The sequence below is a fragment of the Micromonospora sp. IBSANI012 genome, from assembly GCF_052814045.1.
This window is the reverse complement of sequence record NZ_CP199933.1, coordinates 2,095,920-2,120,697: the sequence shown is the minus strand read 5'-3', so window position 1 is coordinate 2,120,697 and position 24,778 is coordinate 2,095,920. Positions and strand designations below refer to the sequence as shown.

The following is a 24,778-nucleotide window of genomic DNA, read 5'->3' as shown; positions in this document are numbered from 1 at the left end:
ACCGGCGCCGCGTCCGGGTCACCGGTGCCAGAGCAGCCGGTCGCGGATCCGCCGGGCCATCGGCGAGTCCGTCCCGTCGAGTTCGGCGAGGGCCTCGCCCCACGCCTGCCCGGCCAGGGCCGGGTCGCCGTTGGCCGAGTGGAAGTCGCCGATGGAAACCAGCACCTCCGCCGTGTGGTGGGTGGCCCGGGCGTCGCGGAAGATGTCGATCGCCTGCTGCCAGGTGGCCATCGCGTGCGGCAGGTCGTCGAACATCGAGTACGTGTGCGCCAGCCAGGCCTGGGTGGTGCCCGTCCCGTGCAGGTCGCCGAGGGCCTCGAACTGTCGCCGCGCCTCGACGAACATGCCCAGCGCCTCGGCGTGCCGGCCGAGCCAGCCCTGTGCCCGCGCGATGATCAGCAGGGCGTTGGTGGCGCCCCGCACGTTGCCCTCGGCGCGAAAGAGCGCCCGCGCGGCCTCGGCATGCCGGATCGCCTCGTGGTAGCGCCGCTGGTCCAGCCGGATCTCGGCGATGTTGTTCTCCGCGTGGCCCTGCTCGTTGCGCCGGCCGAGCCGCTCGAAGAGCGCCCGGGCGTGCTGCAGGTGCGACAGCCCGCGGTCCAGATCGGCCAGGAAGTAGCAGGCGCCGGCGAGGCTGCGGTGCAGCAGGGCCTGGGCGGCGGGGTCGTCCCCGGTCGCGGCGAGGCCGGTGCTCATCGTTGCCGCCCACAGCCGGAACTGCGCGGTGTCCTGGAAGAAGTTCTGCAGGGCCAACGCGATCTGCCAGGCCGTGCGGGGCCGGCCGCGCTCCTGGGCCCGCGCGACGATGGCGGTCAGCACCCGCTGCTCGGCGGCGAACCAGGCCATCGCGTCGGCCCGGCCGGTGAAGCCGCGCCCGGTGACCCCGCGCTCGGACGGCTCCGGCTCCGGCAGCGGCACCTGCGGCTGCAGGGGCAGATGCGCCGCGTACGCACTGAGCTGGTAATAGTCGTAGACCCGCTCGATGGCAGCGTCCCGCTCGGCCGCGTCGTCGTGCTCCTCCCCGAGCTCCACGGCGTAGGCGCGCAGCAGATCGTGCATCCGCCACCGGCCGTTGCCGGGCTCGACCAGCAGCTGCGACCCGAGTTCGGCGAGCTGGCCGCGGGCGGAGCGCAGGGACAGGCCGCCCAGGGCGGCCGCCGCTTCCGCGCTGAGCTCCCCGGCCGGGTGCAGGGGCAGCAGCCGGAAGAGCCGGGCTGCGTCGGGAGTCAGGGCCCGGTAGGACCAGGAGAAGATCGCCTCCAGGTCGGCGTGGGTGTCCCCGAAGCCGGCCAGCCGGCCGTTGGCCTCGGCCAGCTCGCCGGCGACCGCGGGCAGGCTGAGCCCGGGCCGGCCGACGCTGCGGGTGGCGACCAGGGCCAGGGCCAGCGGCAGCCCGCCGCACCGCGCGATGATCTCGTCGACGGCGGCCGGGTCGGCGGCCGCCGCGTCGCCGAGCCGGCGGGTGAGCAGCTCGCGGGCCTCGGCGTGGGTGAGCAGGTCGAGGTGCAGCGGGTGGGCGCCCGCCTGGCCGGCCACGCCGGTGATCCGGCGGCGGCTGGTGGCGATGACGAGACTGCCGCCAGTGCCGGGCAGCAGGTGCCGGATCAGGTCCCAGTCGCGGCAGTTGTCGAGCAGGATCAACATCCGACGCTCGGCCAGGATGCTGCGGTAGAGGCCGGCCTGGGCGTGCAGCTCGGCCGGGATGGCGGCGGGCGCGACCCCGAGGGACCACAGGAAGCCGCGCAGCGCCTCCGCCGGTGTCATCACCGAGTCGCCGGAGTCGAAACCGCGCAGGTCCGCGTGCAACTGGCCGTCGGGGTAGCGGGCGGCCAACTGGTGGGCCAGGTGCACCGCGAGGGTCGTCTTCCCAACGCCGGGCATTCCGTCGATGACCAGCGCCGTGGTCCGCCGTTCTCCGGCCAGCAGCTCCTCCGCGGCGGCCAGGACGTCGCGGCGGCCGGTGAAGTGGGGGTGGTCGGCCGGCAACTGCACTGGCGGCTCGGCCCGGGTCGGTGCCGACAACTGCAGCTCGGCTGGCGGCCATAATTCGGCCTCCGCGCCGCTAGGCGGCGCTCCGGACCGAATGAAGGCCGGTCCGACGCCGCGCCGCGACCTGGAGCCGTCGGCCGGGGCGTCCTGGTCGAGCAGGCTGTCCCGGGCCGCGCGCAGGTCGCCGCCCGGCTGGATGCCGAGTTCGTCGGCGAGCCGGTGCTCGATGTCGGCGTAAGCCGCGAGGGCCTCCGCCCGCCGGCCGTCCGCGGCGAGCGCGAGCAGCAGCCGCGCCTGCAGTGCCTCGTCCAGCGGCTCGTATTCGGCGGCCAGCCGAATCGCCGGCAGCACCGCGTGGACGCACCCGGCCCGCAGGGCGGCGTCGGTCGCGGCCCGGACGGCAGCGAACCGCTCGCCGTCGACAGCGGCGAACTCCGGATTGGCCCGGCCGCCGGTCTGCAGGCCCGAGGCGCACCGGTCGCGCCACAGCGCCAGCGCCTCCCGGTAGAGCTCGACGGCCGGCTCGCCGGAGCTGCCGGCGGCCTGGGCGACCAGGCGCCGGAAGCGCAGCAGGTCGAGCGACTCCCCGTCGATCCGCAGCCGGTATTCGGCGCCCTCGCGGATCAGCACCGAGCCCGCTGCCCGCGTCGGCAGGCCCGGCTCGAACCGCCGCCGGAGCACCCCGACGTGCCGGTGCACCACGTTGACCGCGCTGGGTGGGGGGTCGGACTCCCATAGCAGGTCGACGAGTTCGGCGACGCTGACCGCGCCGCCGGCCCGGGCGAGCAGCAACGCCAGGATCAGTCGCTGCTGCCGGGTACCCAGGTCGATCTCGGACTGGCCGCGCCAGGCCCGCACCGGGCCGAGAACGGCGAAGGAAAGCGGGGTGGTCATCTCGATGCGATCCATACAGGGCTGGTTGCCACGATCGCCATAGCATGGCAGGGCCCGCGCCGCCCGACGGGCGCGCCGCGGCAATGTGAGCTTCGACTCAGCGGCCGGATCGCCGACCGACGGAGTCGTCCCTGCTCAGGCCGCCTTGAGACCGGTGCGCAGGGCGCGCAGCGCATAGTGGGTCCGGGACTTCACCGTGCCGATCGGCACCCCCAGCCGGCCCGCGACCTCTTCCGGTGACCGCCCGACCAGGTAGACCTCGGAGAGCAGAGTGCGCTGCGCCGGGCTCAGCCGACTGAGCGCGTGCCGGATGGCGTACGACGCCAGCGCGCTGCCGGTGGTGTCGTCACCAGCGGGAATCCAGGTCATGTCGACGAGATGAACCTCGGCCGGGCGGCCCCGCCGCAGCCGGACCCCGTCGATGACGAGCCGCCGCGCGACGGTGCAGAGCCACCGGCGGGCGGCATCGGGCTCGGCCGGCACCGAGTCGAGGTGCCGCCAGGTCCGCAGCATCGTCTCCTGGAGCAGATCCTCGGCGGTCTGCCGCTGACCATGGGTCAGCACGAGCAGGAGACGCAGCACGGCACGGGCGTGGTCCGCATGCAGCGCGGTCATGCGCTCAGCCCGGCCGACCGGTGATTCGTCGAGTGCCCTGAGCACCATATTTCCCCCACAGGCAGGAGCAACGGTGAATGAGGCACGAGCCTAGGGACGATCGATGCGAATAAACTGACGCGTAAGTGCGGATCGAGTGCCGTCGCCGATCGCAATCGGTCACGGACGCGACGTCACCGCCGCGAGCAGGTCGGCCAGCCGCCGACCGGTCCGGGTCTGCGCGTACGGGATCAGGGCCAGCGCCTCCTGCCACGCCCGCACCGCGGCGTCCTGGTCGCCGGCGGCGGCGAGGGCGTCGCCGAGCAGCGCCAGGACCTCCGCGGCCGGCGCCGACGCCGAGGCCTCCTGGTAAGCGACGGCCGCCTCGCGCCAGCAGTCGACCGCCTTGCCGGGCTCCCGGCGGGCGGAATGCACCTGGCCGAGCACCTCCCACGCCTCGGCGATGCCGAGCCTGTACTGCGCTCCGCGCGACAGCGCCATCGCCTGCTCGGCGCAGCGCACGGCCTCTTCCGCCCGGCCCAGTTCGGTGTAACTCGCAGCCATGATCACCAGGACGTCCGCGAGCAGCTTGTCGTCTCCGGCCGCCCATGGCCCCAGCGCCGCGGAAAGCGCCCGGACGACCTCCTCGTGTCGCCCCTGGGCGCTCAGAATCATCGCCCGGTTGATCCCGGCCCGGGTCATCTCGTCGTACAGGCCGAGCCGGGCGAGCAGCTCAACCGCCTGGTCGAGATGCCCGACCGCGCTCTCGTGCTCGTGCCGGAAGTAGGCCGCGCCGGCCAGGCTGCGGTGCATCCGGGCCTGCCCGACCAGGTCGCCGCCCGCCCGGGCGGCCTCGAGGGCCACCTCGCCGGTCGTCGTCCAGTCGGCCCACCGGCCGCTGCGTTCGAAGAAGTGCTGCATGCCCAGGGCGAGCTGCCAGGCCTCGGTGTGCCGGCCCTGCCGGGCGGCCCGGCCGACCAGCGCGATCAGGACCTGCCGCTCGGCGGTGAACCAGCGCATGGCGTCGCCGTGGCCGGCGAAGCGCAGCGGCGTCTCGCCCGGCCCCGGCTCGATCATCGGGTGGTACTCGGAGGCCAGCAGCCGTCGGTGCGCCTGATAGCCGGTGGCCCGGTAGAACTGCAGGCAGCGCAGCTCCGCGGCGGCACGCTCGGCCGGGCTGTCGTTCTCCTCGCCGAGCTCCGTGGCATAGGCCAGGAGCAGGTCGTGGGTGCGGTAGCGGCCCGGCAGGTCCTCGCCGATCAGGTGCGCCCGGCTCAGCTCACCGAGCAGTGCCCGCGCGCTCCGCAGCGGGACGCCGGCCAGGCCCGCCGCCCCGGCGATCGAGATGTCGGGGCCGGAATGAATCGGCAGCAGCCGGAAGAGCCGGGCGGCCGGGGCGGAGAGCGCCTGGTAGGACCAGGAGAAGATGGCCCGCAGGCCGGTCTGCGGGTCCTCGCCGTCAAAGCCGTCCAGGCTCCCGGGCGCCTGGGCCAACTCGGCGGCGATCTGCGCCGTTGGCGTCCGCGGCAGGCTCGCCGCGCGGGCGCCCACCACGGCCAGCGCGAGCGGCAGTCGCCCGCAGCTGGCGATGATGGCGTCGATCGCGGCCGGGTCCGCCGCGACGCGGCCGGCACCGAGCGGCCCCACGAGCGCCGCGCGGGCCTCGTCGACGCTCGGCAGGCCGACCGGCAACGGATGGGCGCCGGCCGTGGTCAGCAGGGTGCTGAGCCGGCTGCGGCTGGTGACGATCACCAGACAGCCGGGGCTGCCCGGCAGCAGGTGCCGGATCTGCTCGGCGTCCCGGCAGTTGTCGAGCAGGATCAACAGGCGCCGGCCGGCAAGCCTGCTGCGGTACATGCCAGCCTGGGCGTGCAGCTCGGCGGGAATGCCCTCCTGGGGCACCCCGAGCGAGCCGAGGAAGCCGCGCAGCGCCTCGGCCGGGCTCATCGCCGGCTCGCGCCCGTCGTATCCGCGCAGGTCGACATAGAGCTGCCCGTCCGGGTAGCCGGCGGCGAACTCGTGGGCGAGGTGGACGGCGAGGGCGGTCTTGCCGATCCCGGGCATGCCGTCGATCGCGAGCACCGCAGGCCCGCCCGGGCGCGCGATCGCCGCGCGGGCCTCGGCGACGAGGTCGTCCCGGCCGCTGAAGAAGGGCAGGTCCGGCGGCAGCTGCGCGGGACGGGGAAGTGGCGACGGCGATTCGGTACGCGCCGGCCGGGTGCGCTGGTGCAGCAGCCGGTCGTACGCCTCCCGCAGCTCCTCGCCCGGATCGATGCCCAGGTCGTCGGCGAGCCGGCGGCGCACCACCCGGTACATTTCGACGGCTTCCGCCTGGCGGCCGTCGGCGGCGAGCGCCAGCAGCAACCGGCTCTGCAGCGACTCGTCGAGCGGGTGCTGCTCGGCGGCCTGCCGCAACGGCGCCAGCACCGCGCTCATCCGGCCGCAGCGCTCGGCGGCGTCGGCGGCCTCGCGCACGGCCTGGGCCCGTTCGGCCTCCACGGCGAGGAACGCGGGATGCAGGCGGGAGGCCGGTTCCAGACCCGCGGCGCACCGGCCGCGCCACAGCCGCAGCCCGTCGAGGGAATGCCGCAGCGCCGACTCCGGGTCGCCGTCCTGCAGGCTACGGCCCGCCAGCCGGCTCAGCGACCGGAACTTCAGCAGGTCGAGGGAGTCCTCGTCGGCGCGCAACCGATAGCCCGAGAGCTCCCGGAGGATGTGCCGGCCCGCCGATCGGGTGGGCAGGCCGGGCTCGAGCAGCCGCCGGAGCACCCCGACGTGCCGGTGCACGACGTTCGCGGCGCTGGCCGGGGCCTCCTCGTCCCAGAGCAGGTCGACCAGCTCGGCCAGGGAGACCGGTGAACCGGCCCGGGCCAGCAGCAACGCGAGCACCAGGCGCTGCTGGCGGGCACCCAGATGCAGCTCGGCGCCGGCGCGGACGACCCTGAGCGAGCCGAGCACCGAGAAACCGATCGTCTCGCCCGCCTCCGCCCGCACACCGGCAACGGTAACCGGCGATCCGCCACTCGCGCCTTTCGACCACCGGGGGTCTCCGGGACGGCGACGGAAGCGGCGGGGCCAACCACTCCTCGTTGACCCGCAGCCACCGCTCCCCCACATCACTGATTGAGATCCACCTGGCCGTCGCCAGTCATGCCGGTACGCCGGGTGGCAACGGCAGCTCAGGTGGGTGCCCTCGGGCGCGGACCGCGTCGGAGATGGCGACGCCGGCGAGTACGGCGGTGGCGGCGACGCCGGACAGCAGCGGCGGCACGTGCAGCATCGCGGGTGTCAAGGCGGCCAACGCGACCAGCCCGATCAGCCGGCTACGGGACACGCGGGCAAAGACCGTGTATTCGAAAGCAGCCCGCCCGGCGAGGAACAGCGCGGGTCCACCGAGCATCACGGCGACCCAGGCCGGCTGGCTGTGCCCGAGTGGATGAGTGATGAAGAGGTCGGCGCCGACGGCGGTGAACACGATGCCGGCCACCATGGCCAGGTGGGTGTATGACACGGAGTGGGCGACGCGGGCACGGTCCGGGGCCGCTGCGATGGCTGCGGACAGCAACTCGCCGGCGCGGTAGATGTAGATCCGCCACAGCAGCACGGTGACAGTGATCGACACGATGAAGGCTGCGGTGCGGTGGGCCGTGAAACCGGTGCCGCGAAGCGTCAGTCCGATCACCAGGATCAACTCGCCGAGCGCGATGATGAAGAACTGTCGAAGTCGTTCGGCCAGATGCTCGGCCACGGTCGGTAGCAGTGCGGTGGGCGTGCGGCCGATCCCCGGCGTGGGATACCGGAGCACATATGCGGCGTAGTCCAGGACCACAGCCAGGGTCCACAACGCCCCACGTGCCGTGCCATGTGCGAGCGCCCCCGCGATCCACGGCAGCGCGGAGACGCCGAACCAGAACAGCAGCCTGCGGGGGCCTCGGCGTAGCTCGTGATTCCGCAGAGCGATCACGAGGAAGATATCGCGGCCGATGTGGATGGCAACGTACGCGCCCGCGAAGATCAGACCCCGCTCGCTGAACGCATCGGGCAGCGCGATCGCCATCACCAGGGCGCCGATCATGATCGCGATGGCCAGGACCTGGACCTCCGGCCGCTGCGGGTCGAACAACTCGGTTGTCCAAGCCGTGGTGAACCACACCCACCAGACGGCCAGCAACAGCACCATCGCTTGGAAGGCACCGCTCCACGCGAGATTGTGGACCAGCGCGTACGAAAGCTGTGCGAGCGCGAAGACAAAGGCCAGGTCAAAGAACAGTTCCAGGTACGTTGCCCGGGGATCTCCCCGCCCGCGCAACAGCCCGCGCGCCCTGCCGGTCGTCATAGGCTCGCCTGTTCTGCCGTATTTGTACCAGGCTCAAGGCCGGATCGCACGATCACAAACCTGCGTCTCAGCGCTCCGGGCCCTCGGCAAAGACCTGGGCCGCGACCTGATAGCCGTCGAAGGCGCGTGCTACGCCGGCGTAGACCGCGACCTGGAGGAAGACCTCGGCGATCTCTTCCTTGGTGGCACCGACGTGGAGCGCGATGCGGAGCTGACCGCGTAGCGGCTCCAGGACGCCGAGTGTCGCCGCGATGGTCACCGACACCAGTGCCCGCGTCCGCGTGTCCAGATGCTCGGTGCGCGGCCAGACGTCGCCGAAGGCGTGCGTGGTCGCGATCCGCTTGAAGTCCGCACCGTTAGCCGGCTCACCAGGGTAGCGCCGAGAAAGCGCTCCAATCGGAAGCCCAGCAGACGCTCAGCAGTGTCCAGCGCGGCCGCGTATCCCGGGTCTGCCGCCGCAGATGCCTGATGGTTGGTCGCCATGATGCTCACTCTTCCACCTACCAGGGCAAAGCGGGCGGGACCCGGCTGCGACTGAAGGCCACCGCGATCTACCCGGGCACAAGGAAGGTCTTCTGGACGAACTGGTACGGGTCCAGTACAGCCGTCGGCCACGCCCCGGTCGCTCGGAACGCCTCCATGCAGCAGTCGAAACCAGTCCGTTCGGCTCTGGTGAAACAACGTCTCACCTGGTCCGCTGAGGGATAGGACCACCCGGTTGGTCGTCTGGACCGGAATCGAGGCCGGCATGGACAGCAGGTATTTCCCTCGAAGTGCGCGCCGCCTGAGCTGCGCCCTCCTGGTCGGCGTCGGCACCCTGCTGGCGTTCGCCGGAGCGGCGCCGGCCTCCGACCGCACCGCCGCCGCCCCGGCCGGCGCCGCCCGCACGACGGCGGCCGCGGTGACGGGCCCGTCGCCCGGCACGTTCACCGGACTGGGCTTCGACGCCTGCACCGCCCCGTCGGCCGAGACCATGCAGGCGTGGCTGGCGGCCTCGCCCTACCGGGCGATCATCATCTACTTCGGCGGTGTCAACCGCGCGTGCGCACAGCCCAACCTGACCGCCTCGTGGGTCGCCGCCCAGCAGGCTGCGGGCTGGCATCTCGTGCCGATCTATCTCGGGCTGCAGTCACCGTGCACGACGTCCAACAAGCGCTATCTCATCGACCCGGCGAACGCGGCGGCGCAGGGACGCGCACAGGCGGACGACGCGGTCGCACAGGCGAAGGCGCTGGGCCTGGCGCCGGCGAGCGTACTCATCTTCGACATGGAGGCGTACCGGACCGACGATGCGGCCTGCCGCTCCGCGGTGCTCGCGTTCATGAGCGCCTGGACGGCGCGGCTGCACGACCTCGGCTACCTCTCCGGCTTCTACAGCAGCATGGCCTCGGGTGTCGCCGACCAGGTCGCGGCCTACAACACCCCCGGCTACGTCCGCCCCGACTACCTGGACTTCGCCCGCTGGGACGGAGCCGCCACCGTGTCCGACCCGGCCATCCCCAACTCGTACTGGTCTCCCCAGCGGCGGATGAAGCAGTACCGAGGCGACCACACCGAGACGTGGGGCGGGGTGACGATCAACATCGACAACGATTACCTTGACGTCGCTCCCATCCCGGCGACTCCCTTCGGCGACTTCAACGGCAACGGCTGGTCCGACCTGTTGAGCCGCCAGCCCTCCACGGGGAACCTGTATCTCTACCCCGGCAACGGGACGGCCCTCGGCATCCGCACGACCATCGGCACGGGATGGAACGGCATGGATGTCATCATCCGGACGGACTTCACCGGGGACGGCCACGGGGACGTCATCGCCCGCGCCAAGGCGACCGGCTATCTGTGGCTGTATCCGCACACGCCGTCGGGGTGGGGCAGTCCGATCCGCCTCGGTACCGGCTGGAACTCCATGCGCGAGATCACCCCGGCCAACGACATCAACCGGGACGGCTACCGGGACGTGCTCGCCGTGCAGGCCTCCACCGGATACCTGTACCTGTACCCGGGCCGCGGCACGTCGTTCGGTCCACGAACGAGTCTCGGAACCGGTTGGAACACCATGGACGAACTCACCGGAATCGGCGACTTCAACCGCGACGGCTACCAAGACCTCCTCGCCCGGCAGAAGTCCACCGGCAACCTCTTCCTCTACCCGGGACGGGCAGGCGGGCTCGGTACGAAGCTGCAGGTCGGCACCGCCTGGAACAGCATGCGTGACCTGGTCGGCGTCGGTGACTTCAACCGCGACGGCTACCCGGATCTGCTCGCCATCGAGAAGTCCACGAGCTACCTGTACTTCTACCGCGGTCAGGGCACGAGCTTCGCCGCCAGAATCCGGCTCGGTGTGAGCTGGGGCGGGATGCAACCTCTGCTGTGAAGTACGGCCGTTCCCGAGCGGCGGCATCGAGCGTCGGCGTCGGACACCGCGAGCCCGTCGGCGGGCAGGGCGCGCAGACTGGCTGGCCCTACCGGCCCACAGGACCGCCCAGGCTCGGCGGGTATGAGGCTGCCTCACTCGCGGCTTGCCCAAGCGTTTTCGACCTCTGTGTCCTGTTTCGTCCCTCAGGGCTCCGGTATTTTCAACCCCGGCGTTCTCTTCAGTCGCTCAAGGTTTAGATGTCTTGTTTAGGGTTTCTATGCCCCGATATACGAATATGCAGATAGTGGTACATCCACGGACCGCTTGATTGGGCAATCAGGACATATGCCCAATCAGCGGACTCGTAACCTCGACCGGTGCCCTCTCGCGTCTCTTTCGATGGACTCCCCCGCCGCCCGCAGTTCGCTTCGCCAACCCTCCCGTCCGGACCCGTCCGACCGGTGTTCGTCGATGTCACCGGGACCCGCCGGCGACGGATCGGACGGGCGGGAGTGATGGTCGCCCTCGCGTCGCTGACGTACCTGCCGATGGCCGGGAGCGGCCTGCTGCCCGGTCCGCCGGCGCCGGCGCAACCCGGGCCGCTCACCGTCGGCGGTGTTCTGCTCGATCGCAATGGACGCCCGCCGGCCAGCACGCCATCGCCACTCGACGCCGCGTACCGACAGAGGGCGGAGGGGCTTCCGGACACGGTGGACCGGCCACCGCGTTCAGCCCTCCGGAAGCCGATGCCCAAAGAGCCGGACCTGCCAGCCCAGCCGCTCGATCCCGCACCCCACCGGCCCAAGTCCGACGCGCCTTCGACCGCCGAGGGCATTGAAATTGAACCGGTGCCGGTACCGGTACCGGCCTCGCCGGCCCTGCCCGTTCCCGGCCCGGGGCCGGTCGGATGACCGTTCGGAGCCGCCCTCGCGCCAGTGGCCCACCCGGACGGCGCAGGTCCGGCCGCCCCGGTCTGTGGACCGGCCGGTTCGTCTGCGCGTCCCTGTTGACGGTGATCGTGTCTGTGCTCCTGGTCGAGGCGTACGCGAATGCGGCGTTCAGGCCCGACCACGTGGGCGAGTCCGAGGACCAGCTCACCGTTCCGACGGACATCCTGAGCGGCGGCCCGGTCCTCGACGTTCGGGGCGAGCAACCCCGGTCCTACCGGATGCGCGCGAAGACCATCGCACTCACCTTCGACGACGGGCCGGATCCCACCTGGACCCCCAAGGTGCTCGACGTCCTGCGGCGGCACCGGGCCAGGGCCACGTTCTTCGTGATCGGTTCGCAGTCGGCCAGGCACCGGGACCTGGCCCGGCGGACCGTCGCGGAGGGGCACGAGCTCGGTGTGCACACGTTCACCCACCCGGACGTGAGCGCGCTGCCGAGCTGGCGGCAGCGGATGGAGTACGCACAGACCCAGATGGCGATCGTGGACGCAGCCGGCGTACGCACCAACCTCCTGCGGTTTCCCTACTCGTCGCTGCCCAGCGCCGTCGACGACTCGAGCTGGCCGGTCATCCGGGCGGCCGCCCGACTCGGCTACCTGACCGCGGTGAACGACATCGACAGCCAGGACTGGGCCCGCCCCGGCGTGGACGCGATCGTGCGGAACATGACGCCGGCCGAGGGTGCGGGTGCCGTGGTGCTGCTGCACGACGCCGGCGGCGACCGGTCGCAGACCATCGCCGCACTGGACAGGTTCATTCCCGTGATGCAGGCACGGGGCTACAGTTTCACCACGGTGAGCGACGGGATGAACCGGGCGCGGCCGGGGGCGGAAGCCTTCGTCGGCAACGTCCCGGCGTCGACCGCAGACCGCTGGCGGGCGGCCCCGATTCGCTGGGCGATCGTGCTGGCCGATTCGATCCTGCGAGGTCTGGCCGTCCTCTTCGTGGTGGTCGGGGCGCTCATGCTGGCTCGGACGCTGCTGCTGGTCCTGCTCGCCCGCAAACTCGCGCGGCGACGGCGGGTGCACCGCTGGCCCTGGGGGGTCACCACCGCACCGGTGTCGGTGATCGTGCCCGCCTACAACGAACGGGCTGGCATCGTTGCCACGGTTCGTTCGCTGGCCGCCAACGACCACCCGGGCATCGAGGTGATCGTGGTCGACGACGGTTCGACCGACGGCACGGCCGACCTCGTTGACGCGCTCGGCCTCGACACCGTGCGGGTCATCCGCAAGCCCAACGGAGGCAAGGCGAGCGCCCTCAACACCGGGCTCCTGTACGCCTCGCACGACATCATCGTGACCGTCGACGCGGACACCGTCTTCGAGCCGGACGCGATCCGCAGGCTCGTCGAACCGTTCACCGATCCGCGGATCGGCGCGGTGGCCGGAAACGTGAAGGTCACCAATCGGCACGGGATGCTCGGCAAGTGGCAGCACATCGAGTACGTCATCGGCTTCAGCCTGGACCGCCGGTTCTACGAGACGCTCGGCTGCCTACCGACGGTGCCGGGGGCGATCGCGGCCTTCCGCCGGCGCGCCCTGACGGGTGTCGGCGGGATGAGCGGCGACACGCTGGCCGAGGACACCGACGTCACCATGGCGGTCCTCCGGGCCGGCTGGCGGGTGGTGTACCAGGACCGCGCCCGCGCCTGGACGGAGGCGCCCGCGTCGCTGGGCGACCTGTGGCGACAGCGCTGCCGGTGGAGTTACGGCACCCTGCAGGCGATGTGGAAGCACCGGAGCGCGGTGTTCGACCGCGGCGCCTCGGGCCGCTTCGGCCGCTTCGGCCTGCCCATGCTCGCCCTCTTCGGCGTGGTACTGCCCCTGCTCGGTCCGGTGCTCGACCTGCTCGCCCTGTACGGGCTCGTCTTCATGGACACGAAAACGACGGCCCTGGCGTGGGTCGCGATGCTGGTCGTGCAGGCCCTGACCGCGGCGGTGGCCTTCCGGCTCGACGGGGAACCGCTGCGCCCGCTGCTCACCCTGCCGATTCAGCAGTTCGCCTACCGCCAGCTGATGTACCTGGTACTGGCCCGGTCCGTGGTGACGGCGGTGACCGGCTCCCGCCTGGGTTGGCGCAAGGTCAAGCGCGCCGGCGACGTCGTGGACCACCAGGCCGCGCCAGCCGCGTCGACGGACGGTGGCACGGGAGGACGCCCGGCCCGGGACCGCTGGTTCGACACGCTACGGGCCGTGGCGCTGGGCCGCGTCATCGTGTACCACATGTTCGGCGCCGCCTGGCTGAGCTTCGTCTTCCCCGCCATGGGGGTGATGTTCGCGCTGGGCGGTTCGCTGATGGCCGCCTCGCTGGACCGGGCGCCGGACCGGGCGGTCATCAGCCGCCTGCGCCGCCTGCTGCCGGCCCTCTGGGCGATGGGGCTCGTGCTGGTGCCCGTGATGGTCTGGCACGGCTGGTCCGACCGGCCGGCCTGGCCGGCGCTGTTGAGCTGGCTGGTTCCGCTGGTGCAGCCGCCGGGCAACGAGTGGGCGGCGGACGTGACGGGGGTGCTCTGGTACCTCGTGGCGTACCTGTGGCTGGTGCTGCTCTCCCCCTTGCTGCTCGCGGTGTACCGGCGGTGGCCGGTCGGGTCCGTACTCATCCCGCTGGCCGCCGTGGTGGTGCTGCAGACGGCTGACCCGTCACCCGGCGGGCCGGTGGGGTCGGCGCTGACCGACCTGGCGACGTTCGGCGCCTGCTGGTTGGTGGGTTTCGCGCACCGCGACGGCCGGCTGCGGCGGCTTCCGCTGCCGGCGCTGCTGGCGGCCGCAGCCGGGTGCCTCGGGTTCGCGCTCGGCTGGCTCGCCACCCACCCCGGCGGGGGCCTGGACCTCAACGACATCCCCGTCGCCCAGGCGTTCTGGTCGTTGGCCTTCGTGCTCGTCCTGCTCCGGGTCACGCCCCCGATGGGCTGGCTGACCCGGATCCGGCCGCTCAACCGGTTGGTGACGGCGTTGAACAGCCGGGCCCTGACCATCTACCTCTGGCACAACGCCGCCATCGCGGTCTGCTTCGCCGTCGGCGACTCCATGGGCCTCTGGCGGCTGGGCAAGGCGGGCTACCTGGCGGTGGCCCTGGTGATCGTCGCCGGTGTGGTCCTGGCCCTGGGCTGGATCGAGGACGTCAGCGCCCGGCGTCGGCCCCGTCTGCTGCCCTGGGCACGTCCCTTGAGGGCGCTCCCACCCGCTCAGTCGGGCGGGGAGCACCCGGGTGGCGTCACCGCGGCGGGCGTTCGACAGCAGGAGGCGGCCGCCATGCGGTGACCAGGCGACACGCATGTCCCATGCATGGGAAAACGTAACATTCAGTTAATTTTGTCGTATTATTGGACTCATGTCGGCGAGCCTCCCCCGCCACAGTTCCGGGGGTGCCGACACCGGGAGCCGACGCGTCCGCAAACGACGGGGGCGGACGGTTGCCCGGCGGGCAGGACGCCGCCGCGGGCCGACCGGACACGGACACGATCCATCCGGACGCCCGCGAGCGGGAAGACGGTGACTTGGGTGGTCACCACGGCCGGCACGGGCCTTCGCCCTCCTACGGGGCCCGTGCCGGCCATCTACAGGGCGGGCGTCCCCGACACCGGGGCGTCGGCGAAAGGCCCGCCCCCGTGCCGAGCACCGAGGGCCGAGGACCGAGGACCGAGAGGAGACAGCATGTCGTATCCGCCGAACACGCCGACCGAGCGGGCACTGTGGAGCGCCGTGGTGGACGGGGTCCGCGCGGCCGGCGCATCGGATCGGGCGGGTTTCGAGGCGGCGGTCAGCCGCCTGCGACGCCTGCCCCGGCCGTGGGCGGACCAGGTTCTCGACCACACCGCCGAACTACTGGCCGAGGAACTCGGCCCGCCCGGGTCTGTCCACTGGCCGCTCCCGGTGCCGCCCGGCGCCGGGCTCGCGCGGTGGGCACGGGCGGACCCGAGCCTGCTCGGCTTCCTCTCCCGGCGCGACCATGCACGACCGGCGGCGACGGCCAGTGATTCGGAGGAGACGACGCGTCGGCTGCTGTTGATCACCCACCTGGCCCTCGTGGCGCAGGTCGGGGTCGGCGCCTTCCTCGATGTGGCCCTGGTCGGCGCCGGCCGGTCCTCCCGGCCGCCGTCCGGACTGGTCCCGCACTGCCGGCTCGGACGCTGACCGAAGACCCGTCCCACCGCGTTCCCGGCTGACGAGCGTGCTGTCGCGGATCCGGGCGGGTCACGTCACTTCGCCGTGGAGCCTCCGGTCCTGTCCCTCAGGTGCGCTCCACGGTGCGGTTCTCCCACGCCCACGCGGCGATCTCGACCCGGTTGCGGGCGTCCAGCTTCGTCTGGATCCCGGAGACGTGGCTCTTGACCGTGCTCAGCGAGATGAACAGTCGGCGGCGATCTCGCGGTTCGTGCGTCCCCGGGCGATCTCCCGGACCACCTCGAGTTCCCGTTCGGTGAGCGTGGAGGGCTTGCCGGTGGTCGGCCGGACATCGGACGTGACGTGCTTGAGCAGCCGCAGGGTCACCGCCGGGGAGACGAGCGCGTCGCCCTGGTGGGCGGCGCGGACCGCCTCGACCAGCAGCGCCGGTCCGGCGTCCTTGAGGATGAATTGCATTCTTTGTCGAACTGGGTATGGAGCTGGAGGGCGAGGCGCCAGTCGCGGGACGTTGGGTCGACCGCGTCGTCGGGCTCGACGACGTCCGAGTCGACATCGCAATGATGCGGACCCCTGACGGCCACGGCCGGCTTGAGCTGACGACGTTCCACACGCCGACGGCGGTCAGCGCTGAGCCGGAGAACGCACCGGCGAACACGCTGGGCATACGTCGCATCATGTTCGCCGTCGATGACATTGAGGACGTCCTTACCCGCCTGCGCACCCACGGCGCCGAACTCGTTGGCGAGGTGGCGCAGTACGAGGAGAGCTACCGGCTCTGTTACGTCCGCGGCCCCGAGGGCATCATCGTCGCACTGGCCGAGCAGCTCAGCTGAAGGCTGCCGAAGGCGCCGTTAACCCAAAGATTCATCCAGGCACGGAAGCACACACCCCCGGGGGATCTGCGGCGCCCTCCCCGCGTCGGCGTGCTGATCGTCTACACAGGCAACAGCGCCCGCTCACCGATCGCCGAGGCCCTGCTACGGCCAGCGCACCGGCGACCAGGTCGAGGTGGCCATACTGGTGCTACATGACGAGTTCGGCATCGACATCACCGGCCAGCGCCCCGGCACTTGGACACAGTGACCGGCCGCCGGTCCGACTACGTGATCAGCCGGTGCGACAAGGCCCGCGAGGCCTGCCCCGAATTCCGAACCATCCCCGGCGGGCTCACCGGACCATCCCCGACCCCGTCACGGCCGGCAACACCGACCAGACCAGCTACCCCGCCTTCCCGCACACCGCGACCGACATCGACACCCGCGTCAGGCACCTGCCGCCCGTGCTCACCGCCACCAGCGCTTGAAGGAGATTCAGTCGTGACAGCGTCCGACCAGTACGCCAACGTCCGTTACCTCGTTGATGACGTCCAGACGGCCGTCGACTTCTACACCACCCATCTCGGCTTCACCCTGAACACCAGCGCCGCGCCCGCGTTCGCTGACGTGCTGCGCGGCCCGCTGCGGCTGCTGCTGTCCGGGCCGGCCAGTTCCGGCGCCCGCGCCACTCCCAACGACGCCACCAGCCCGGGCCGCAATCGCATCCACCTCATTGTTGACGACCTGGACGCTGAGATCGACCGACTCCGTGGCGCGGGGTTGTCGTTCCGCAGTGAGCCGGTCTCCGGGCCCGGCGGGCGGCAGATCCTGCTCGCCGACCCCGCCGGCAACCTGATCGAGCTGTTCCAACCCGCCCACAAGTCCGCCACGCCAACCACCTGACCGCAGCCCGCCGTGAAAAGATCTGCTGGCCTTCGTGCCGGTTCGAGGAGGCTCGGTCAGCCGGTGCGGCGGGAGCGGGCCAGGCCCAGGCCGCCGAGGACCATGGCGATCAGCCCCACCACCAGGGCCACGAAGCCGCCGACTATTCCGCCGCCGGTACCGGGACCACCATCGGCGCCGGCCACAACCAGCCCGCCGATCACCGCGGCGGCCAGCCCCGCCGCCAGGGCCACGATGGCCCCTCTTCCCCTAGTGCCGGCGCCGATACCACCGGCGGAGCGGGCCAGAGCCAGCCCACCGATGACCACGCCGACCAGCCCCAGCAGCGCGGCCACCAGGGACCAGAGACGCCCGGCGGTCAAGGTGTAGGAATCGACGACGGCCGGCTGAACCAAAGCGTGCGCGGTCGACGGTGTGGCATGCCCGAAATCTCCGAGCATGGCGGCGGCAAGCAGGTGACGGACGGACATGAGGTGCTCCTTCTCCTCTGACGACTGGACGTCGCCTGATCCTGTCCGCTGGACCCACCGCCGGTCGTCCTGCTGACGCAGGCAATTCGCGCTGCCGCCGATGCCGTAGCCGGCTGCCGCGGATGCCGCAGGCGCCGCGAAGGTACTGCGGGCGCGGTATACCGCCACTCGTCCGCGAGCGGGATTCGCTCGCAGCGGCGTCCGGCTAGGGTGCGCGCATGGACAGAGGACGGTTCGGTGTACCGGCCGGGGTCCGAGACTGGGCGATCGCCGTCGGCGTGGCGGCGGCGCTGCTGGTCGCCGGGCTGTCCGGACAGCAGTCCGCCACGAACGTCGGCCTGCTCGGCTACGCGCTGTTGGCGGCGGGTGGGGTGGCGCTCGCCGCGCGTCGCCGGGCTCCGGTTCCCGTGCTGGCCGTGACCGGGTTGTGCGCGGTGGGTTACCAGGCGGCCGGTTTCGACGTGCCTGCCGTCGCGTACCTCTTCGCGGTGTACGCAGCCGTGCGGGCGGGACACCGCATCATCACGGTGGCGGCGAGCGTGACCCTGCTGGCCGCCCTCCCCCTGGCGGCCCTGGCGTCGGGCCTGCACGACACGGGCGAGGCGCTCGCGCAGGCCCGAGGCGCCCTCGAAATCGCCTGGCTGGTCGCTGCCGGCGCCGCCGGGGAGGCGCTGCGGCAGGCCGAACGGCGGGCGGATGAAGCCGAGCGCACCCGGGAGGAGACCGCACGGCGTCGCGCCGATGAGGAGCGGCTGCACATCGCGCGGGAGCTGCACGATTCGCTCACCCACCAGATCTCGGTCATCAAGGTGCAGGCCGAAGTCGCCGTCCACGTGGCCCGCAAGCGGGGTGAACCGGTGCCGGAGTCCCTGCTGGCGATCCGGGAGGCCGGTCGTGAGGCGGCCCGGGAGCTGCGAGCGACCCTGGAGGCGCTGCGCGACGACGACACCACCCCGCCGCACGGGCTCGACCACATCCCGGAGCTGGTGGAGCGGGCTGGCAGGACCGGCCTGGAGGCGACGCTGACGATCGAGGGACAGCGGCACGACGTGCCGGCCGCGGTGGGCCGGACCGCCTACCGGATCGTTCAGGAGTCGCTGACCAACATCGCCCGTCACGCCGCCGCGGCTACGGCGTCGGTCCGGATCGACTGCCGTCCCGACGTCCTCGCCATACAGGTCGATGACGACGGCAAGGCCATGCCGGGCACCGCGCCGATGCCCGGCGTCGGGCTGCTCGGGATGCGCGAACGAGTCACCGCCCTCGGCGGCCGCCTGCGCGCGGAGCCGCGCAGCGAGGGCGGCTTCACCGTCCGGGCCGAACTCCCCGTGGACCAGACATCATGATCCGTGTCCTGCTGGTCGACGACCAGCCGCTCATTCGCAGCGGATTCCGCGCGCTCCTCGACCTCGAGGACGACATCGAGGTGGTGGCCGAGGCCGCCGACGGGAGCGAGTGCCTGGCGCTGGCCAGAGAACACCTGCCCGACATCGCGCTCATCGACATTCAGATGCCGGTCATCGACGGCATCGAGGCGACCCGGCGCATCGCCGCGGACCCGACCCTGGCCCGGGTGCACGTCGTCATCCTGACCAACTACGGCCTGGATGAATACGTCTTCAACGCGCTGCGCGCCGGCGCGGCCGGATTCCTCGTCAAGGACATCCAACCGGAGGACTTCCTCCATTCCGTACGCGTCGCCGCGCGCGGCGACGCCCTGCTCGCACCGTCGATCACCCGCCGGCTGATCAACCGGTACGTCAACCAGCCGCTGCACACCGCCACCGACGGCGGGCTGGACGAGCTGACCAGCCGCGAACGCGAGGCCGTCGCCCTGGTCGCCCAGGGCCTGTCGAACGACCAGATCGCCGACCGCATGGTGATCAGCCCGCTGACCGCGAAAACCCACATCAACCGAGCCATGACCAAGCTCCACGCCCGCGACCGCGCCCAACTCGTGGTCCTCGCCTATGAATCCGGCCTGGCAGCCCCGCGCAACTCCTGACATCCACGGTGCGGTGCAGGCCTGCCCGCCGAGGCTCCTCTTACTGAACGCCCCGGCCGCAGGGGTCAGGAGGAGACTGCGGCCTTCACCAGCTCGACAACCTTCTTCTCCACCGCGGGGCTCCACTTCTGCAGTGCGTACGCCACCGGCCACAGGTCTCCGTCGTCGAGGTTGGCCGTGTCCTGGAAGCCCAGGGTCGAGTACCGGTAGTTGAACTTGCCCGAGTCCTGGAAGAAGACGACAACTTTGCCGTCCTCGTTCACGTAGGCAGGCATCCCGTACCAGGTCTTCGGCGACAGCTCCGGGGCGGCAGCCGTCACCGTCACATGCACCCGCTCGGCGAGCGCACGATCTTCCGGCGCCATCTGCGCGATCCTGTCGAGGAGCGCTTGCAGCCCGTCGGCCTTCTTGGCCCCCTTCTTGCCCTCGGCGCGCAGCTCGGCGGCGCGCTCCTTCATCGCGGCACGCTCATCAGCGCTGAAGCCGTCGGACACGGTGGTGGAATTCTTCGCGGACATTCTCGGGCTCCCCTTTGCCATGAAGGTTCGGCGTGATGCCGGCTACCTGGGAAAAGGCTAGGGCCCGACGACACCCTGGCGCTTCTCGATTCCTGATCAGATGGCAGACCCGGACGAGGCGTTCGAGTAGAGAAGATCCCGTTGATGACCTGCCGATGATCCCGCCACCGCCCCCGCGACCCACCAGGCTCGGGAAGCAGCGGCGCGATCACCGCCCACGCCTCATCGGTCAACTCACCACGCACCACCGGCACATCGTCAACGACTCACCGCTACCAGGCAGGAAACGCCCTAGCGGGCCGCCCGCTTGTGGAACGAGTGCTTGGCCCACAGGTAGGACAGCAGCGAGATCGCCGCGCACCAGGCCAGCGCGATCGCCGCGCTGTTGCCGATTCCCGTGCCGAGCAGCAGCCCGCGCAGCGTCTCGATCACCGGCGTGAACGGCTGGTAGTCGGCGAACCACCGCAGGCCGACGGGCATGGTGTCGGTGGGCACGAAGCCGCTGCCCAGGAACGGCAGCAGGGTCAGGAACATGGGCAGGTTGCTGGCGGTCTCGACGCTGTCGCTGACGAGGCCGAGCGCGACGGACAGCCAGATGAGCGCGAACGCGATCGCGGCGAGCACGCCGGCGGCGGCAAGCCACTCGAGCGGGGTGGCGGTGGACCGGAAGCCGATGGCCAGTGAGACGGCGAGCACGACGGCGATGCAGAGCATGGTCTGTATCAGACTGCCGAGGACGTGTCCGGTCAGGAGAGCGGCGCGGGAGATGGCCATGGTGCGGAAGCGGTCGACAATGCCCTCGGTGGTGTCCATCGCGATGGAGATGGCGGTGCCTTGTGCGGCGCCGGTCACGCTGAACAGCAGGATGCCGGGCACCAGGTAGTTGATGTAGGCGCTGCGGTCGCCGCCTCCGCCGGGGAGTCCGGCGCCGAGGGTCGCGCCGAAGACGTAGACGAACAGCAGCAGGAAGACGACCGGGAGGCCGATCAGCATCCCGGTCAGCGAGGGATAGCGCTGGATGTGGCGGATCTGTCGGCGGAGCATGGTCGCCGAGTCGGTCAGGGTGTAGGCGAGGCTGGTCATCGGTGTCCCTCGGTGATGTCGTGCCCTGCGGCGGCGGATGCGGGCGTGCCGGTGAAGGCGAAGAAGACGTCGTCCAGGTCGGGAGTGTGGATCGAGAGTTGGTCGACCTCGACGTGTGCGTCGTCGAGCCGGTCGAGCACGGCCCGCAGTGAGCGGACGTCGCCGTCGCTCGGGATCTGCAGGGTGAAGGCGACGTCGTCGCGCTGGGCGACGGTGAGCGTGCGGGCGGCGGTGTCCAGCGCGGTGGGGTCGGTGAAGCGCAGCAGAATGTGTCCGCCGGGGGTGCGGCGCTTCAGTTCGTCGGGGGTGCCCTCGATGACGATGCGGCCGTGGTCGAGTACGGCGATGCGGTTGGCGAGCTCGTCGGCTTCGTCGAGGTACTGGGTGGTCAGGAACACGGTGACGCCCTCGGCGACGAGTCCGCGGATGATCTGCCACATCCCGTGCCGGCTGCGGGGGTCGAGGCCGGTGGTGGGCTCGTCGAGGAAGATCAGGCGCGGGTCGCCGACCAGGGTCATCGCGAGGTCCAGGCGGCGGCGCATGCCGCCGGAGTAGACGGAGGCGGGCTTGCGCGCCATCTCACCGAGGTCGAAGCGGTCTATCAGCTGGGCGATGCGGCGCCTGCCCTCGGTGCGGCCGAGGTGGTTCAGGTCGGCCATCAGCCTGAGGTTCTCCTCGCCGGTGAGGAGGTTGTCGACGGCGGAGAACTGGCCGGTCACGCCGATCGCCGCCCGTACTCGGTCGGGCTCCTTGGTGAGGTCGTGGCCGGCGACGCGGACCGATCCGGCGTCGGCGGGCACCAGGGTGGACAGGATCCGCACCATGGTGGTCTTGCCCGCGCCGTTGGGCCCGAGCAGCGAGAAGACCGTTCCCTCGGTGACCATGAGATCGATGCCGTCGAGGACGACCTTGTCCCCGAACGTCTTGCGCAGGCCGGACACCGAGATGGCCGGCCGCGTCGCGGTGGTTACCGCCATTGCTTCCTCCACTGATCGAGGGCGTTGCACGGGTACGGGGGCGCGCGCCATCGCCGGTCGGGCCACGTGGGCGGACCGGGGGTAAGAAGGCGCACGTCACCCGCGGTCCGGGCGGGCCGCCCGGACCGGGTCAACGGTTGGTGGGACGCTTCAGGAGCGGTGGATCACGATGTCACCGAACGCGGTGCGGGCCCGCACCTCAGCCTGCTCGTCGCTGTCGGCGGGACCGGCGGCGGCGTCCAGGTCGTTGCGAACCTTGCCGAACTGGGTGTGCAGGTCGAGCCGGGCGGCCGTACCACGCCGGATGCCGACCTCGATGCGCCCGGCTGCCGTGCGCACCGTCGCCGAACTGCGGACCAGCTCACCGATACGGATGTCACCGTTGGCGGTGTTCGCCACGACCGAAGCGGCAGCGTGCTCGGCGGCGACATGGCCGTTCGCGGCGTTGACCCGCAGCTCACCACCCGCCTCGCCGATCCACGTGTCCCCGTTGCCGTTCTTCAGCACGGCGTGACCGCCGACGGCGCGGACGCTGAGCTTTCCGGAGCCGGTGGTGACCTCGGCGTCGCCTGCCACGTTCTCGGCGATGGCCGCACCAAAGCCGGTGTGGAGGCTGAGTTTGCTGGCGTCCTCGACCTGCAGGTCTCCGGCGCCGGTCTTGAGACGGCAGTCGGCCAGCGAGCCGGCGCAGCTGATGGCGCCGACGCCCAGCTTTCCGTCCACTCCGGAGCCAGCCGGTAGCTCGATGGTCACCTCGACGGAGCCGGTCTTGCCGAAGACGCCGAAGCCGGGTGGCCTGGGGCCGCGGACGACCAGGCGACCGGACGCGTACTCGACGCGGGTCTGCGCGGCCGCGCGCACGTCGCGTTCGTCGGATTCGTCGGCCGGCCGCACCTGCACGACGGTGTCGGTTCGCGGACCGGCGGTGATCCGCACGTCGCCGGCGACGAGGTCGACCGATGCCGAGATCGGTCCTGGGGTGTCGAACGATGGCATGCTGCTCCCCTCTCGGGTGGTCGGTGGGGCCGGCGCTGCTAGCGCACCCAGCCGGTGAAGCGCTGACCGCCGGTGGCGACGCCGGATCGCCGGGGGGCGTCGGCCCGGTGGTGCTGGTTGTCGGTGTCGACGGCAGCGGCGGCAGCCCGGATCAGCCAGGTGTTGATCGAGACGCCGGCGCGGCCGGCTGCGTGCTCGACGCGCGCCTTGAGGTGCTCCGGCAGGCGCAGGCTGATCCGCACGGTCGCCTCGTCCTCGCCGTCCGCGGGTGGCGGCGGCACCGGATTCGGCGGGGCCGCCGCTGCCGCCTCTGCCTCGTCGGCCCACTGCTCGGCGGGCGGTGGCGTCACGACGAAGCTGGGCTCCCGGTCACGCAGGCGCAGGTCAACCGAACCGGGCGCGAGATCGCGGGTGATCTCGGTGGCCGCTTCGGAAAGCGCGTCCAGCAGGGCGAGCCGGATCGCGGACTCCAGCGGTGCGGTGAGCCGCTCGGCCAGTTCCCGGGCGTCGTCGCCGCCCGCGGCGGCGGCTACCGCGAGCTGATGCCGGATCGCGTCGACGTAAGCGCGAAGTTCCATGACGCCATGATGGCATCACCTTGATGCCATACGCAAGGGAAGTGATGCCATCGCGCCCAGGTTTCCGTCCGAACCATGCCGAGTGTGGGTCGCGGACGGGTAGCCGGCAGCCCAGCACCTGCGCCTGTGGCGCCGAGCGAGGAGCTAGGCCCACTCACTGCCTTACGGCGGTCGCCAAGAACGCCCTGTCGACGATGTGCCGGTGGTGCGTCGTGGTGAGTTGACCGGTAAGGCGTGGGCGGTGATCGCCGGAGCGCCCCGCCTGAGGCGCAGTAGCAGCGACCCCGCGACTACCGCCAGCTCGCCGGCGGGGCCGGCGTCCGCTGCCTCACGCCGCGGGGGTGCTGGCCACGCGGCCCGGCCGGCTGCCGGTGCAACACACCACCGGTCAACGGTCTGTCGTGCTGCGGCGGCCCCCACCGGGCTCCCCACTCTCCGCGCCAGCCGCCCGCGCATCAGGCGTGACGGAGCGCAGCGTCGGCCGGGAGACTGCCCAGCGGGGCCGTCCGCCCATCGAGAAGCACCAACATTTTGCCCGCGGAGTGCTCGAACGCCTCGCCGCCGGTAACCCGGGTGACGCCCGGAGACCTCAGTCCCCGGTGGTACCGGCAGCCTCGATGATCGAGACGGGAGCGCCAAGTTCGACGGTACGGGAGACGGTGCACAGTCGTTCGTGCGACTGCTGCAGCGACCGGGGCAGCGCCTCGCGCGCCCTGTCGCCGTCCGCGCCCACCGGGAACGTCACGGTGAACTCGACCCTGAGGTTCTGCATCCGGTTTCCTCCGGCCTCGTCCCGGATCTTGTCGCCAGTGACTTCGACTGAGAACTGGGTCGGCTCCGCGCGGCGGCTGGTGATGTGGTCCACGTCTATCGCGGTGCAGCCGCCGATGGCAGCCAGAAGCAGTTCCACCGGCGTAAAGCTGGCGTCCTCGCCCGTGCCCATCGACATCGATCCGCCGCGAACGTTCCGCGCGACGTACTTCCCCACACTGGTGCGCTCGATCTCCACCGAGCGGAAGGTGTCCTCACTCATGACATGGAAACTACCCAGGCCTTCTGATCCCGAGGCATCGGCCTGGCCGGCCGATCGGCCCATCCTCAACCGCCGGACCGCAGATCAGCACAGCGTCGACCAGAAGTGCCGGGGGGCGCGCTGCACTCGTCGCTGACAAAGCTGCACAGCCGCG

The 24,778-nt window shown here is 71.5% G+C and carries 20 protein-coding genes and 2 pseudogenes; 8 read left to right on the top strand and 14 right to left on the bottom strand.

All coding sequences use genetic code 11. The features are described 5' to 3' along the window. Window positions 1-18 precede the first annotated feature (18 nt). From ACTWM8_RS09985 to ACTWM8_RS09965, 5 genes are all read right to left on the bottom strand, one after another. The gene (locus ACTWM8_RS09985; protein ID WP_446213550.1) at window positions 19-2,898 is read right to left on the bottom strand and encodes an AfsR/SARP family transcriptional regulator; all 2,880 of its coding nucleotides are present in this window, start codon (window positions 2,896-2,898) and stop codon (window positions 19-21) included. A 120-nt stretch (window positions 2,899-3,018) separates the two neighbouring features. Beyond that, entirely contained in the window at window positions 3,019-3,498 is a 480-nt protein-coding gene (locus ACTWM8_RS09980) for a sigma-70 family RNA polymerase sigma factor (protein WP_446213549.1), read from the bottom strand. Window positions 3,499-3,657: 159 nt separating this feature from the next. After that, on the bottom strand, window positions 3,658-6,471 hold the full coding sequence (locus ACTWM8_RS09975; protein ID WP_446213548.1) for a BTAD domain-containing putative transcriptional regulator: 2,814 nt from the start codon (window positions 6,469-6,471) through the stop codon (window positions 3,658-3,660). 154 nt (window positions 6,472-6,625) lie between these two features. Further along, on the bottom strand, window positions 6,626-7,813 hold the full coding sequence (locus ACTWM8_RS09970; RefSeq protein WP_446213547.1) for a low temperature requirement protein A: 1,188 nt from the start codon (window positions 7,811-7,813) through the stop codon (window positions 6,626-6,628). A gap of 67 nt (window positions 7,814-7,880) precedes the next feature. Next, entirely contained in the window at window positions 7,881-8,102 is a 222-nt protein-coding gene (locus tag ACTWM8_RS09965; RefSeq protein ID WP_446214514.1) for a carboxymuconolactone decarboxylase family protein, read from the bottom strand. Between the two features lie 459 nt (window positions 8,103-8,561). On the opposite strand from ACTWM8_RS09965, the gene ACTWM8_RS09960 reads away from it, so the two are divergent. The 4 genes from ACTWM8_RS09960 (at window position 8,562) to ACTWM8_RS09945 (ending at window position 15,255) form a co-directional block, all read left to right on the top strand. Beyond that, window positions 8,562-10,187, top strand: coding sequence for a glycoside hydrolase domain-containing protein (locus tag ACTWM8_RS09960; RefSeq protein ID WP_446213546.1), 1,626 nt, complete (start codon window positions 8,562-8,564; stop codon window positions 10,185-10,187). A 443-nt stretch (window positions 10,188-10,630) separates the two neighbouring features. Then, the gene (locus ACTWM8_RS09955; RefSeq protein ID WP_446213545.1) at window positions 10,631-11,080 is read left to right on the top strand and encodes a hypothetical protein; all 450 of its coding nucleotides are present in this window, start codon (window positions 10,631-10,633) and stop codon (window positions 11,078-11,080) included. Window positions 11,081-11,187: 107 nt separating this feature from the next. After that, on the top strand, window positions 11,188-14,382 hold the full coding sequence (locus tag ACTWM8_RS09950; protein WP_446213544.1) for a glycosyltransferase: 3,195 nt from the start codon (window positions 11,188-11,190) through the stop codon (window positions 14,380-14,382). A 393-nt stretch (window positions 14,383-14,775) separates the two neighbouring features. Beyond that, window positions 14,776-15,255 carry a hypothetical protein gene (locus ACTWM8_RS09945; protein ID WP_446213543.1) on the top strand — a complete coding sequence of 160 codons (480 nt, stop codon included), beginning with the start codon at window positions 14,776-14,778 and terminating at the stop codon, window positions 15,253-15,255. A gap of 97 nt (window positions 15,256-15,352) precedes the next feature. On the opposite strand, the pseudogene ACTWM8_RS09940 reads toward ACTWM8_RS09945, so the two are convergent. Then, window positions 15,353-15,702 (bottom strand): annotated as a pseudogene (locus ACTWM8_RS09940) (response regulator transcription factor). A gap of 17 nt (window positions 15,703-15,719) precedes the next feature. Here ACTWM8_RS09940 and ACTWM8_RS09935 point away from each other — a divergent pair. Both ACTWM8_RS09935 and ACTWM8_RS09930 read left to right on the top strand, forming a co-directional pair. Then, complete coding sequence (locus tag ACTWM8_RS09935) at window positions 15,720-16,079, top strand: VOC family protein (protein ID WP_446213542.1); 360 nt, start codon at window positions 15,720-15,722, stop codon at window positions 16,077-16,079. 483 nt (window positions 16,080-16,562) lie between these two features. After that, window positions 16,563-16,964 carry a VOC family protein gene (locus ACTWM8_RS09930; RefSeq protein WP_446213541.1) on the top strand — a complete coding sequence of 134 codons (402 nt, stop codon included), beginning with the start codon at window positions 16,563-16,565 and terminating at the stop codon, window positions 16,962-16,964. A gap of 56 nt (window positions 16,965-17,020) precedes the next feature. Here the strand turns inward: ACTWM8_RS09930 and ACTWM8_RS09925 are convergent, their stop codons facing one another. Further along, on the bottom strand, window positions 17,021-17,434 hold the full coding sequence (locus tag ACTWM8_RS09925; RefSeq protein ID WP_446213540.1) for a DUF6223 family protein: 414 nt from the start codon (window positions 17,432-17,434) through the stop codon (window positions 17,021-17,023). A gap of 218 nt (window positions 17,435-17,652) precedes the next feature. Between ACTWM8_RS09925 and ACTWM8_RS09920 the strand changes: the two genes are divergently transcribed. Together ACTWM8_RS09920 and ACTWM8_RS09915 are read left to right on the top strand one after the other, a co-directional pair. Continuing rightward, on the top strand, window positions 17,653-18,780 hold the full coding sequence (locus ACTWM8_RS09920; protein ID WP_446213539.1) for a sensor histidine kinase: 1,128 nt from the start codon (window positions 17,653-17,655) through the stop codon (window positions 18,778-18,780). Beyond that, window positions 18,777-19,439: a response regulator gene (locus tag ACTWM8_RS09915; RefSeq protein ID WP_446213538.1), complete on the top strand. Its 663-nt coding sequence runs from the start codon at window positions 18,777-18,779 to the stop codon at window positions 19,437-19,439. The genes ACTWM8_RS09920 and ACTWM8_RS09915 overlap by 4 nt, the downstream gene beginning before the upstream one ends. A 65-nt stretch (window positions 19,440-19,504) precedes the next feature. Here ACTWM8_RS09915 and ACTWM8_RS09910 read toward each other — a convergent pair whose 3' ends face one another. From ACTWM8_RS09910 to ACTWM8_RS09880, 7 genes and pseudogenes are all read right to left on the bottom strand, one after another. Beyond that, window positions 19,505-19,957, bottom strand: coding sequence for an iron chaperone (locus ACTWM8_RS09910; RefSeq protein ID WP_446213537.1), 453 nt, complete (start codon window positions 19,955-19,957; stop codon window positions 19,505-19,507). 110 nt (window positions 19,958-20,067) lie between these two features. Then, window positions 20,068-20,205, bottom strand: a pseudogene (locus ACTWM8_RS09905) (transposase); the annotation flags it as partial. 43 nt (window positions 20,206-20,248) lie between these two features. Then, the gene (locus ACTWM8_RS09900) at window positions 20,249-21,040 is read right to left on the bottom strand and encodes an ABC transporter permease (RefSeq protein ID WP_446213536.1); all 792 of its coding nucleotides are present in this window, start codon (window positions 21,038-21,040) and stop codon (window positions 20,249-20,251) included. Continuing rightward, window positions 21,037-22,017, bottom strand: a complete 981-nt coding sequence (locus ACTWM8_RS09895) for an ATP-binding cassette domain-containing protein (protein WP_446213535.1) — start codon at window positions 22,015-22,017, stop codon at window positions 21,037-21,039. Before ACTWM8_RS09895 ends, ACTWM8_RS09900 begins: the two co-directional genes overlap by 4 nt. A 150-nt stretch (window positions 22,018-22,167) precedes the next feature. After that, window positions 22,168-23,013, bottom strand: coding sequence for a DUF4097 family beta strand repeat-containing protein (locus ACTWM8_RS09890; RefSeq protein WP_446213534.1), 846 nt, complete (start codon window positions 23,011-23,013; stop codon window positions 22,168-22,170). A gap of 38 nt (window positions 23,014-23,051) precedes the next feature. After that, entirely contained in the window at window positions 23,052-23,591 is a 540-nt protein-coding gene (locus ACTWM8_RS09885) for a hypothetical protein (RefSeq protein WP_446213533.1), read from the bottom strand. Window positions 23,592-24,180: 589 nt separating this feature from the next. Next, a complete protein-coding gene (locus ACTWM8_RS09880) occupies window positions 24,181-24,624 on the bottom strand; it encodes an OsmC family protein (protein ID WP_446213532.1) in 444 nt (147 codons plus the stop codon). Between the last annotated feature and the right edge of the window lie 154 nt (window positions 24,625-24,778).